7 protein-coding genes, 1 tRNA gene and 3 pseudogenes are annotated in these 12,730 nt (G+C 51.4%); 7 read left to right on the top strand and 4 right to left on the bottom strand.

What is annotated here, in order from left to right:
• Positions 1–159: 159 nt before the first annotated feature.
• The 3 genes and pseudogenes from ABZJ92_RS17425 to cusC all read right to left on the bottom strand — a co-directional run.
• A pseudogene (locus tag ABZJ92_RS17425) lies at positions 160–879 on the bottom strand (efflux RND transporter periplasmic adaptor subunit); the annotation flags it as partial.
• Positions 880–894: 15 nt separating this feature from the next.
• Positions 895–1,227 (bottom strand): Cu(+)/Ag(+) efflux RND transporter periplasmic metallochaperone CusF, encoded by a 333-nt coding sequence (gene cusF / locus ABZJ92_RS17420; protein ID WP_000709873.1) that lies wholly within the window; start codon positions 1,225–1,227, stop codon positions 895–897.
• Positions 1,228–1,250: 23 nt separating this feature from the next.
• Complete coding sequence (cusC, locus tag ABZJ92_RS17415) at positions 1,251–2,633, bottom strand: Cu(+)/Ag(+) efflux RND transporter outer membrane channel CusC (RefSeq protein ID WP_000074263.1); 1,383 nt, start codon at positions 2,631–2,633, stop codon at positions 1,251–1,253.
• Between the two features lie 156 nt (positions 2,634–2,789).
• On the opposite strand from cusC, the gene cusR reads away from it, so the two are divergent.
• The 6 genes and pseudogenes from cusR to envY all read left to right on the top strand — a co-directional run bounded on the left by cusR (position 2,790) and on the right by envY (position 12,082).
• Complete coding sequence (gene cusR, locus ABZJ92_RS17410; RefSeq protein ID WP_000770949.1) at positions 2,790–3,473, top strand: copper response regulator transcription factor CusR; 684 nt, start codon at positions 2,790–2,792, stop codon at positions 3,471–3,473.
• Entirely contained in the window at positions 3,463–4,905 is a 1,443-nt protein-coding gene (gene cusS / locus ABZJ92_RS17405; protein ID WP_000253864.1) for a Cu(+)/Ag(+) sensor histidine kinase CusS, read from the top strand. Before cusR ends, cusS begins: the two co-directional genes overlap by 11 nt.
• 149 nt (positions 4,906–5,054) lie before the next feature.
• Positions 5,055–7,292 carry a cyclic di-3',5'-guanylate-activated glycosyltransferase NfrB gene (gene nfrB / locus ABZJ92_RS17400; protein WP_000383962.1) on the top strand — a complete coding sequence of 746 codons (2,238 nt, stop codon included), beginning with the start codon at positions 5,055–5,057 and terminating at the stop codon, positions 7,290–7,292.
• Positions 7,279–10,247 (top strand): annotated as a pseudogene (gene nfrA, locus ABZJ92_RS17395) (bacteriophage adsorption protein NfrA). The gene nfrB and the pseudogene nfrA overlap by 14 nt, the downstream one beginning before the upstream one ends.
• Positions 10,248–11,138, top strand: a complete 891-nt coding sequence (locus ABZJ92_RS17390; RefSeq protein ID WP_001224555.1) for a DUF4434 family protein — start codon at positions 10,248–10,250, stop codon at positions 11,136–11,138. It begins immediately after the preceding pseudogene.
• A gap of 182 nt (positions 11,139–11,320) precedes the next feature.
• Positions 11,321–12,082: a DNA-binding transcriptional regulator EnvY gene (envY, locus tag ABZJ92_RS17385; RefSeq protein WP_001177456.1), complete on the top strand. Its 762-nt coding sequence runs from the start codon at positions 11,321–11,323 to the stop codon at positions 12,080–12,082.
• A 45-nt stretch (positions 12,083–12,127) separates the two neighbouring features.
• On the opposite strand, the gene ABZJ92_RS17380 is transcribed toward envY, so the two are convergent.
• Positions 12,128–12,204 (bottom strand) — tRNA-Arg (locus tag ABZJ92_RS17380).
• A 242-nt stretch (positions 12,205–12,446) separates the two neighbouring features.
• On the opposite strand from ABZJ92_RS17380, the pseudogene ABZJ92_RS17375 reads away from it, so the two are divergent.
• Positions 12,447–12,659 (top strand): annotated as a pseudogene (locus ABZJ92_RS17375) (response regulator); the annotation flags it as partial.
• Between the last annotated feature and the right edge of the window lie 71 nt (positions 12,660–12,730).

Below are 12,730 nucleotides of genomic sequence, written 5' to 3'. Positions count from 1 at the left end.
GTACACAATATCACATGGACAACAGCGCACAGTAAACAACTATATTTGACGTTCGTAGACATACTCAGGTGAAAAAAAGGTTGTTTTTCGAGTTATAACAGACAGTTAATTAACTACAGTGGACAATGCTAGACAATGACAGACACAGATAAGCAACCTACCTTCCTCTTTCGCGACCACGTTATCTTTGGCGATATTCATTCCCGCGCGCAGATCAAACGCGGTGATCACGCCATCAATGGGCGCTTTGAGCGTAAAGCGAGTCTGGATTTTTTGCGTGGCGATCAGGTGGCGAATATCCGCCTCCGGCATTCCCGCCAGTCGCAGCCGCTCAAGAATGCCTTCAGTCTGGGTCGCCGTACCGCCGGTTTCGCGCAACAGTAAATACTCACTCTGCGCTTCCACCCAGTCGGGAATGGTCAGGTCGAGAAGCGGTGTGCCCTTTTGTACTTTATCGCCCACGGTAAGCGGATACACCTTGTCGATAAACCCGGCAGCGCGAGCCTGCACAATGGCATACTGATACTCGTTGTAACTGACATTCGTCGGGAAACTCTGGGCAAAAGTCAGCGGCCCGCGCGTGACGGTAGCCGTTTTCACCCCCAGATTCTGCGTCTGAGTCGGGTCAATGCGCACACCAGACGCAGAACTCTCTTCATCGGCATATTTCGGCACCAGATCCATATCCATAAACGGCGATTTACCTGGTTTATCGAACCGCGTATTGGGATACATCGGGTCGTACCAGAATAAGATTTTACGTTCTGCGGTCGGCATTTTTTCTGCGTGCGGTTCCGCCTGGTCAAACCAGGTAAAACCTGCCGCTGAAATAATACCGCCCGCGATCATGCTGCCGATAATAAGCGCGATTTTTTTCATCTCATTAAACCTGGGTTACTGGCTGACTTTAATATCCTGTAATAAAGAAAGGTTGCCCTGCTGGACAAAATTAAACGCCACTTTGTCGCCGGTTTTAATTTCACTCATTTTCGTCTGCGGGGTGATGGTAAAGCGCATGGTCATCTCCGGCCAGTTGACGGCAGCAATCGGATCGTGATGGATGGTGATTTTTTTGCTTTCCAGATCAACACCTTTTACCACACCGGTGGCACTAATGACCTGTGGTTGTGCTTCGCTCATGGTTTCATGATGATGTTCGTTAGCCTGGGCATTAAAGCCAATAACGGTAAACAGACTGAACATTGCGACTTGCAGTGCTTTTTTCATTTATTCTCTCCTGGAGTTAAAAATTATTGCTGCCAACCGCCCCCTAAGGCGGTATACAAATAAATTTCGTTAACCTGACGGGCATAATTCAGGTCAAGTAAAGTTTGTCGGGTTGCAAATAAAGAACGCTCGGCATCCAGCACTTCCAGATAACTTACCGCGCCGTGCTGATATAATGCCCGCGCCCGTTGCAGGGTAATTTGCAGCGACGCCAGATAACGCTGCTGGGCGCTGATTTGATCGTCCAGGCTTTGACGTAATGCCAGCGCATCTGCCACCTCTTTAAAGGCGTTCTGGATTTTCTGTTCATAATTCACCACCGACTGCTGCTGGCGAATTTCGGCGATATCCAGATTGGCCTGGTTGCGTCCGGCATTAAAAATGGGGATCTCAATTTTAGGAATAAAATTCCACATCCCGCTGCTAGCGTTAAATAATGACGACAGATCGCTGCTGGCGGTTGATATTCCGCTGGTCAGGCTGATAGACGGGAAAAATGCCGCACGCGCAGCACCAATATTAGCATTAGCCGCCATTAACGCGTGTTCAGCTTCCATAATATCCGGGCGCTGCAATAAGATTTGCGACGACAAGCCCGCCGGTAATTTAACGCTTTGCAGGCTGCCGCTGTTTACTGTCTGCGCTTGCGGTAGCTTGCCGTAGCTTCCCAATAACAGTTGCAATGCATTATTCGCCTGCGCCAGTTCCCCCTGACGTTTAGCGATGTCACTGCGGGTACTTTCTATCACCCCGCGAGCCTGTTCCAGCGCCAGAACATTGCTGCTACCGGTCAACAGTTGTTTTTCGACAAACGCATATGACTGCTGATAATTACGCAGCGTTTCTTCGGCTATTTGCAATTGCGCATACGCCAGCTGCTGATTGAAATAGCTTTGCGCGACATTAGAAACCAGCAAAATATGCACCGCGCGCTGGGCTTCCTCAGTGGCTAAATAATTTTGGCGCTCGGCTTCGCTCATGTTCTTTAAGCGACCGAAAAAATCGAGATCAAAGCTGGCGTTAAGGCCAGTCGAGAACTCCCGCGTCGTGGCTGAATCGCCTTTAAGATTGCCGCTCCAGCTGCCGCTGCCCTCGCCATTGAGCTGTGGGTAGCGGTCGGCATCGGTCAGACGATATTGCGCCCGTGCCTCCTGCACTTTCAGCGTCGCCATGCGCAAATCCCGGTTATTCACCAGCGCCTCGCTAATCAGCGTCTTCACCTGATTATCAACAAAAAAGGTGCGCCAGCCCACGTTCTGGTAGTTATCCGCTGCGTTAACCAGGCCGTTCTGGCTGAGTGAGAACTGCTGCGGTACGGGCATTACCGGACGCTGATAATCCGGTGCCAGTGAACAACCAGTTAGCGCAAGGGCCACACAAAATGGCAGAAGTTTACAAGGAGACATAGGCTCATAATTTCTGGTGATTTTATGTCGCCAACTTTACTCGCCAGGCTCTGATTTTCCGGTGACAGGAAAATGACAAAATTGTCATTTTGCCAATAAGCGATTGCCATCTGATCCCGCTACTCTAGAATTGCCCGGGCAACATGCGGAGGAAATATGAAACTGTTGATTGTCGAAGATGAAAAGAAAACCGGAGAATACTTGACCAAAGGGTTAACCGAAGCCGGTTTTGTGGTCGATTTGGCCGACAACGGGCTGAATGGCTACCATCTGGCGATGACCGGTGATTATGACCTGATAATCCTCGATATTATGCTGCCAGACGTGAACGGCTGGGATATCGTGCGCATGTTGCGCTCCGCCAATAAAGGGATGCCGATTCTGTTGCTTACCGCGCTTGGCACCATTGAACATCGCGTCAAGGGGCTGGAGTTGGGGGCAGATGACTACCTGGTGAAACCGTTCGCTTTTGCTGAACTGCTGGCGCGGGTGCGCACTCTCCTGCGGCGCGGGGCGGCGGTGATTATCGAAAGTCAGTTTCAGGTTGCCGATCTGATGGTCGATCTCGTCAGCCGCAAAGTCACCCGCAGCGGCACGCGCATCACTCTGACCAGTAAAGAATTTACTCTGCTGGAGTTTTTTCTCCGCCATCAGGGCGAAGTGCTGCCCCGCTCGCTTATCGCCTCGCAGGTATGGGACATGAATTTCGACAGCGACACTAACGCCATTGATGTGGCGGTGAAGCTGCTACGCGGCAAAATCGACAACGACTTTGAGCCGAAGCTGATTCAAACCGTGCGCGGCGTGGGTTACATGCTTGAGGTGCCGGATGGTCAGTAAGCCATTTCAGCGCCCGTTTTCGCTGGCAACCCGCCTGACCTTTTTTATCAGCCAGGCCACCATCGCGGCGTTTTTCGCCTTTGCATGGATCATAATCCACTCAGTAAAAGTGCATTTTGCCGAGCAGGACATTAATGATTTAAAAGAGATTAGCGCCACCCTTGAACGGGTACTAAATCACCCTGACGAAACGCAAGCCCGACGCTTAATGACGCTGGAAGATATCGTCAGTGGTTATTCCAACGTGTTGATTTCCCTGGCAGATAGCCACGGCAAAACGGTGTATCACTCCCCCGGTGCGCCTGATATCCGCGAGTTTGCACGTGATGCCATACCCGATAAAGACGCGCGGGGTGGCGAGGTGTATCTCCTTTCCGGCCCGACGATTATGATGCCAGGCCACGGTCACGGGCATATGGAACACAGCAACTGGCGGATGATTAACTTGCCGGTTGGCCCGTTGGTGGACGGCAAACCGATTTATACGCTCTACATCGCGCTGTCGATCGATTTTCATCTTCATTACATAAATGATTTGATGAATAAACTTATTATGACCGCATCGGTAATCAGCATCCTGATCGTCTTTATCGTGCTGTTGGCGGTACATAAAGGTCACGCGCCGATCCGCAGCGTCAGCCGTCAAATCCAGAATATCACCTCGAAAGATCTCGACGTTCGCCTTGACCCGCAGACCGTGCCGATTGAGCTGGAACAGCTGGTACTGTCGTTCAACCATATGATCGAGCGTATTGAGGATGTCTTTACTCGCCAGTCCAATTTCTCAGCGGATATCGCCCACGAAATTCGCACACCAATTACTAATCTCATTACGCAAACGGAAATCGCCCTCAGCCAGTCGCGCAGCCAGAAGGAGCTGGAAGATGTGCTCTACTCTAATCTCGAAGAGCTGACGCGAATGGCGAAAATGGTCAGCGATATGCTGTTTCTCGCTCAGGCCGATAACAACCAGCTAATCCCCGAAAAGAAAATGCTCAACCTGGCGGATGAAGTCGGCAAAGTGTTCGATTTTTTCGAGGCGCTAGCGGAAGATCGCGGCGTGGAGTTGCGGTTTGTTGGCGACAAACGTCAGGTTGCGGGCGATCCGTTGATGCTGCGTCGGGCGCTAAGCAACCTGCTTTCTAATGCCCTTCGTTATACGCCAACCAGAGAGACAATTGTAGTACGCTGTCAGACGGTCGATCACCAGGTGCAAGTTTCCGTCGAAAACCCCGGTACGCCCATTGCGCCCGAGCACTTACCGCGATTGTTTGACCGTTTCTATCGCGTTGACCCCTCCCGCCAGCGAAAAGGTGAAGGTAGCGGTATTGGGCTGGCGATAGTGAAATCGATTGTTGTCGCGCATAAAGGCACGGTTGCGGTAACGTCAGATGCGCGGGGGACAAGGTTTGTTATCACATTACCCGCTTAATTATTCAGCAAACGGCAACTTTTATAACCAGTGTAAAAATAACGTGCCGCAATAGTCATACATATTAATGGTAAAAAGCTGTCACAATTCATAAAAAACCTTAATATACGCCACCCTAAACATAACCAGCGTTAATGTAAGGTTTTTGTGTGGACTGGCTTCTTGATGTTTTTGCTACCTGGCTCTACGGCTTAAAAGTAATCGCGATAACGTTAGCGGTCATCATGTTCATCAGCGGGCTGGACGATTTTTTTATTGATGTCGTCTACTGGGTACGCCGCATTAAACGCAAGTTGAGTGTTTATCGCCGCTACCCGCGAATGAGTTACCGCGAACTGTATAAACCAGATGAAAAACCGTTAGCGATTATGGTTCCGGCGTGGAATGAAACGGGCGTCATCGGCAATATGGCCGAGCTGGCGGCGACCACGCTCGACTACGAAAACTATCATATCTTTGTTGGCACCTACCCCAACGACCCCGATACTCAACGTGATGTTGACGAAGTGTGCGCTCGCTTTCCGAACGTGCATAAGGTAGTCTGCGCGCGTCCTGGTCCCACCAGCAAAGCCGACTGCCTGAACAACGTGCTGGACGCCATCACCCAGTTTGAACGTAGCGCCAATTTCGCTTTTGCTGGTTTTATTCTGCATGACGCCGAAGATGTGATTTCACCGATGGAATTGCGTCTGTTCAACTATCTGGTCGAGCGTAAAGATCTGATTCAGATCCCAGTGTATCCGTTTGAACGCGAATGGACGCACTTCACCAGCATGACTTACATTGATGAGTTTTCAGAACTGCATGGCAAAGATGTTCCGGTGCGTGAAGCCCTCGCCGGACAAGTGCCCAGCGCAGGCGTCGGCACCTGTTTCAGCCGCCGCGCCGTGACCGCACTGTTAGCTGACGGTAACGGTATTGCTTTCGACGTGCAGAGTCTTACTGAAGATTACGACATTGGCTTCCGCCTGAAAGAAAAAGGTATGACGGAAATTTTTGTCCGTTTTCCGGTGGTGGACGAAGCCAAAGAACGCGAGCAGCGTAAATTTTTACAGCACGCACGGACGTCAAACATGATCTGCGTGCGCGAATATTTCCCCGATACCTTTTCGACTGCGGTTCGACAAAAATCTCGCTGGATCATCGGCATTGTTTTCCAGGGCTTTAAAACCCATAAATGGACCTCCAGCCTGACGCTGAACTACTTTCTCTGGCGCGACCGCAAAGGGGCAATCAGTAACTTTGTCAGCTTCCTCGCGATGCTGGTGATGATCCAGCTTTTGCTGTTGCTGGCGTATGAAAGTTTGTGGCCCGATGCCTGGCATTTCCTTTCTATTTTTAGCGGCAGCGCATGGTTAATGACCCTGCTGTGGCTAAACTTTGGCTTGATGGTTAACCGCATCGTGCAGCGAGTGATTTTCGTCACTGGCTACTACGGCCTCACGCAGGGCCTGCTTTCCGTCCTGCGTCTTTTCTGGGGCAACCTGATTAACTTTATGGCTAACTGGCGCGTGCTGAAACAGGTTCTTCAGCACGGCGATCCGCGTCGCGTCGCGTGGGATAAAACAACGCATGACTTCCCCAGCGTCACTGGCGATACCCGCTCGTTGCGCCCGTTAGGTCAAATTCTGCTGGAAAATCAGGTCATCACTGAAGAACAACTCGATACAGCACTGCGTAATCGCGTCGAAGGTCTACGCCTGGGCGGTTCAATGCTGATGCAGGGGCTGATTAGCGCCGAGCAGCTGGCACAGGCGCTGGCAGAGCAAAACGGCGTGGCGTGGGAATCCATCGATGCCTGGCAGATCCCGTCCTCGCTGATTGCCGAAATGCCAGCCTCCGTAGCGCTGCATTATGCAGTACTGCCGCTGCGTCTGGAAAATGATGAGTTAATTGTCGGCAGTGAAGATGGTATTGACCCGGTTTCGCTGGCGGCCCTGACGCGTAAAGTCGGACGCAAAGTGCGTTACGTCATTGTTCTGCGGGGACAAATTGTCACAGGGTTACGCCACTGGTATGCACGCCGACGCGGTCACGATCCGCGGGCAATGTTGTACAATGCGGTTCAGCATCAGTGGCTCACGGAACAGCAGACCGGTGAAATCTGGCGGCAATATGTGCCGCATCAGTTCCTGTTCGCCGAAATACTGACCACGCTCGGTCATATTAATCGTTCAGCAATTAACGTGTTGTTATTGCGCCATGAACGCAGTTCTCTGCCGCTCGGCAAGTTTTTGGTCACCGAAGGCGTTATCAGCCAGGAAACGTTGGATCGCGTCCTGACAATTCAACGCGAATTACAAGTTTCGATGCAATCACTATTACTCAAAGCAGGTTTAAACACAGAACAGGTTGCGCAACTGGAGTCCGAAAATGAAGGAGAATAACCTTAATCGCGTCATCGGATGGTCTGGTTTACTGCTGACGTCTTTATTGAGTACCAGCGCACTCGCAGACAATATCGGCACCAGCGCAGAAGAGCTGGGGCTGAGCGATTATCGCCATTTTGTTATTTATCCCCGTCTCGATAAGGCGCTGAAGGCACAGAAAAATAACGACGAAGCAACCGCCATCCGCGAATTTGAATATATACACCAACAGGTGCCGGATAATATTCCGCTGACTTTATACCTTGCGGAAGCCTATCGTCATTTTGGTCATGATGACCGGGCGCGGCTGTTGCTTGAGGATCAACTGAAACGTCACCCAGGAGATGCCCGACTTGAGCGCAGTCTGGCGGCTATTCCAGTTGAAGTGAAAAGCGTTACGACTGTTGAAGAACTGCTTGCCCAGCAAAAAGCGGGCGACGCTGCGCCGACCCTGCGTTGTCGCAGTGAAGTCGGGCAGAATGCCCTGCGGCTGGCACAATTACCTGTCGCCAGAGCGCAACTGAACGATGCGACGTTTGCTGCATCGCCGGAAGGAAAAACGCTGCGAACCGATCTGCTGCAACGGGCAATCTACCTGAAACAATGATCCCAGGCAGATACGCTATACAATGAAGCACGCCAGCAGAACACATTAAGCGCGGCAGAACGCCGTCAGTGGTTTGACGTGCTTCTTGCCGGGCAGCTGGACGATCGGATCCTGGCACTGCAATCACAGGGGATCTTCACCGATCCTCAGTCATATATTACTTACGCGACCGCGCTGGCTTATCGTGGCGAAAAAGCACGCCTCCAGCATTATCTCATTGAAAATAAGCCGCTGTTTACCACGGGCGCACAAGAGAAAAGTTGGCTCTATCTGTTATCTAAATACAGCGCCAACCCCGTTCAGGCATTGGCGAATTATACGGTGCAGTTTGCCGATAACCGCCAGTATGTTGTTGGCGCGACGCTACCGGTGCTGTTAAAAGAAGGTCAGTACGACGCAGCGCAAAAACTGCTCGCCACCCTCCCCGCCAATGAAATGCTTGAGGAGCGTTATGCTGTCAGCGTGGCGACCCGTAACAAGGCTGAATCTCTGCGTCTGGCACGATTGCTGTATCAGCAAGAACCGACAAATCTTCCCCGCCTGGATCAACTGACCTGGCAACTGATGCAGAACGAGCAGTCACGCGAAGCTGCCGATTTATTGCTGCAACGCTATCCTTTCCAGGGCGATGCGCGTGTCAGCCAGACTTTAATGGCGCGACTGGCGTCTCTGCTGGAAAGTCATCCTTACCTAGCAACGCCGGCGAAGGTGGCGATTTTATCGAAACCCTTACCGCTGGCGGAGCAACGTCAGTGGCAAAGTCAGTTGCCGGGTATTGCAGATAATTGCCCGGCAATAGTTCGCTTGCTGGGCGATATGTCGCCTTCCTACGATGCTGCCGCCTGGAACCGTCTGGCAAAGTGTTATCGGGACACGCTACCCGGTGTGGCGTTGTATGCATGGCTTCAGGCCGAACAACGACAACCGAGCGCCTGGCAACATCGTGCGGTAGCCTATCAGGCGTATCAGGTTGAGGACTACGCCACCGCACTGGCGGCCTGGCAGAAAATCAGTCTTCACGACATGAGCAATGATGATCTGCTCGCCGCCGCCAACACCGCTCAGGCAGCGGGAAATGGCGCAGCTCGCGATCGCTGGCTTCAACAGGCAGAACAACGTGAGCTGGGAAACAATGCTCAATACTGGTGGCTGCATGCGCGACGTTATATCCCAGCTCAGCCAGAACTCGCACTGAACGATCTCACGCGCTCAATCAATATTGCCCCTTCTGCCAACTCTTACGTTGCGCGGGCGACAATTTATCGCCAACGTCATAATGTTCCGGCCGCGGTGAGTGATTTGCGCGCCGCGCTGGAACTGGAACCAAATAATAGCAACACCCAGGCAGCGCTTGGTTACGCCTTGTGGGATAGCGGTGATATCGCACAGTCGCGGGAAATGCTCGAACAGGCGCATAAAGGGCTTCCGGACGATCCGGCACTGATCCGACAACTGGCCTACGTGAACCAGCGTCTGGATGACATGCCTGCGACGCAGCACTACGCCCGGCTCGTGATTGATGACATTGATAATCAGGCATAACCCCACTGACCCCAGAGCAAAATCAGCAACGCTTCAATTTCCGCCGTTTGCATGAGGAGGTCGGTCGCCGCTGGACGTTCAGTTTCGATTCTTCCATCGGCTTGCGTTCCGGCGCAATGAGTACCGCTAACAATAATGTCGGCGGTGCAGCGCCTGGGAAAAGCTATCGTAGCTACGGACAACTGGAAGCCGAGTACCGCATCGGACGCAATATGCTGCTGGAAGGCGACCTGCTCTCAGTTTATAGCCGCGTCTTTGCCGATACCGGAGAAAACGGGGTGATGATGCCGGTGAAAAATCCGATGTCCGGCACCGGTCTGCGCTGGAAGCCGCTGCGCGATCAGATCTTTTTCCTCGCCGTCGAACAGCAGTTGCCGCTGAACGGGCAAAATGGCGCATCCGATACCATGCTGCGCGCCAGCGCCTCATTCTTTAATGGCGGCAAATACAGCGACGAATGGCACCCGAACGGTTCAGGCTGGTTTGCCCAAAACCTGTACCTCGATGCGGCGCAATATATCCGCCAGGATATTCAGGCGTGGACGGCAGATTATCGCGTCAGCTGGCATCAGAAGGTAGCTAACGGACAGACTATTGAGCCTTACGCTCACGTTCAGGACAACGGCTATCGTGATAAAGGCACTCAGGGCGCGCAGCTTGGCGGTGTCGGGGTCCGCTGGAATATTTGGACCGGCGAGACGCACTACGACGCCTGGCCGCACAAAGTCAGTCTCGGCGTCGAGTATCAACATACCTTTAAGGCGATTAATCAACGTAACGGAGAGCGCAACAACGCGTTTCTCACCATTGGAGTGCACTGGTAAATGCGTAAGTTCATTTTCGTATTGCTGACACTGCTTTTGGTCAGCCCTTTTTCCTTTGCGATGAAAGGTATTATCTGGCAACCACAAAACCGAGATAGTCAGGTTACCGATACCCAGTGGCAGGGGCTGATGAGTCAGTTACGTTTTCAAGGCTTCGATACCCTGGTTTTGCAATGGACCCGTTACGGCGATGCATTTACCCAGCCAGAACAGCGCACGTTATTGTTTAAGCGTGCCGCAGCTGCGCAACAGACTGGCCTGAAGCTGATTGTCGGGCTGAACGCCGATCCGGAATTTTTTATGCACCAGAAACAGTCGTCTGCAGCGCTGGAAAGCTATCTTAATCGCCTGCTGGCTGCCGATCTCCAGCAAGCCAGATTATGGAGCGCCGCGCCTGGCATAACGCCGGATGGCTGGTACATCAGCGCGGAAATTGACGACCTGAACTGGCGCAGCGAAGCCGCCCGTCAACCTTTGCTAACATGGTTAAACAACGCGCAGCGGCTGATTAGCGATGTTTCAGCAAAACCGGTTTATATCAGTAGTTTTTTCGCCGGAAACATGTCGCCCGATGGCTATCGCCAACTGCTGGAACAAGTTAAAGCAACCGGAGTTAATGTCTGGGTACAGGATGGCAGCGGCGTGGATAAACTTACCGCTGAACAGCGTGAACGTTATCTACAGGCCAGCGCCGATTGCCAAAGCTCCGCCCCAGCAAGCGGCATTGTTTATGAACTGTTTGTCGCCGGCAAAGGCAAAACCTTTACAGCGAAACCGAAACCGGACGCAGAAATTGCCTCGCTGTTAGCGAAACGTTCCTCTTGCGGTAAAGACATGCTCTATTTCTCTCTGCGCTATTTGCCCGTCGCGCACGGCATTCTCGAGTATTAAATCCCCTCCAGGTAAGTCGGGTACGACCTGGCTTACCTCTTTCGCTCTCGTCAGAATTCCATCAAGATTAATTGCTAAAAAGCATGCTAAAGAAAGAAGATCGTTATCGGCGAACGGGCCGATCACTCATGCAGGAAGCATAGATCCTTTGAGCGGAGTTTCTGATATCTGAGGAGTGCGAAATGCAATTGAGCAGCAGTGAACCTTGCGTGGTGATCCTGACCGAAAAAGAGGTAGAGGTAAGCGTCAATAACCATGCTACGTTTACCCTTCCGAAAAACTACCTGGCCGCCTTCGCGTGCAACAATAACGTCATTGAACTCTCAACGTTAAATCACGTATTAATCACCCACATCAACCGTAACATCATCAACGATTATCTGTTGTTTTTAAATAAGAAATTAACCTGTGTAAAGCCCTGGTCGCGGCTAGCAACCCCGGTTATCGCTTGTCATAGCCGTACACCGGAAGTGTTCCGGCTAGCCACCAACCACAGCAAGCAGCAATCCAGCAAACCCTGCGAAGCGGAGTTGACGCGCGCATTACTTTTTACCGTATTGTCTAACTTTCTTGAGCAATCGCGGTTTATTGCCCTACTGATGTATATCTTACGCAGCAGCGTCCGCGACAGCGTCTGCCGCATTATTCAAAGCGATATTCAGCATTACTGGAATCTGCGAATTGTCGCCAGTTCGCTATGTTTAAGCCCCAGCCTGCTCAAAAAGAAATTAAAAAACGAAAATACCAGCTATAGCCAGATTGTCACAGAGTGTCGTATGCGTTACGCCGTACAGATGTTATTGATGGATAACAAAAATATCACTCAGGTGGCGCAATTATGTGGCTATAGCAGCACGTCGTACTTTATCTCTGTTTTTAAGGCGTTTTACAGCCTGACACCGTTGAATTATCTCGCCAAACAGCGACAAAAAGTGATGTGGTGAAGGGCAAAGCGGAAACGGATAAGACGGGCATAAATGAAGAAGAAATGGCGCGCCCTGCAGGATTCGAACCTGCGGCCCACGACTTAGAAGGTCGTTGCTCTATCCAACTGAGCTAAGGGCGCGTTGATACCGCAATGCGGTGTAATCGCGTGAATTATACGGTCAACCCTTGCTGAGTCAATGGCTTTTGATCTGGTTGCTGAACAAGTGAACGACCGCGTCTGATTTTCTGATTTATTTCGCTATAGCGGCAAACAAACGCACACCGCTGCGCGTCTGAATCAAGAAAACCCGTATTTTCATGTATCAAAGTACAATTTACCGCCCTAACGGAAAATTGTCCGCTCCTATGAGACTGGTAACTATGAAACCAACGTCGGTGATCATTATGGATACTCATCCTATCATCAGAATGTCTATTGAAGTTCTGTTGCAAAAAAACAGTGAATTGCAGATTGTCCTGAAAACGGATGATTACCGCATAACCATCGATTATCTCCGAACCCGTCCTGTTGATTTAATCATTATGGATATAGACTTGCCCGGAACAGACGGTTTTACCTTCCTGAAAAGGGTAATGCTGCCAACTTACTGATTTAGTGTATGATGGTGATTTTAAGGTGCTTGCGTGGCTTCCATTTCCATCAG

It is taken from the genome of Shigella sp. FJ200513 (assembly GCF_040495915.1).
In the GTDB taxonomy this organism is placed as follows: Bacteria; Pseudomonadota; Gammaproteobacteria; order Enterobacterales; family Enterobacteriaceae; genus ECMA0423.
This window is presented reverse-complemented; position numbering and strand designations above follow the sequence as displayed.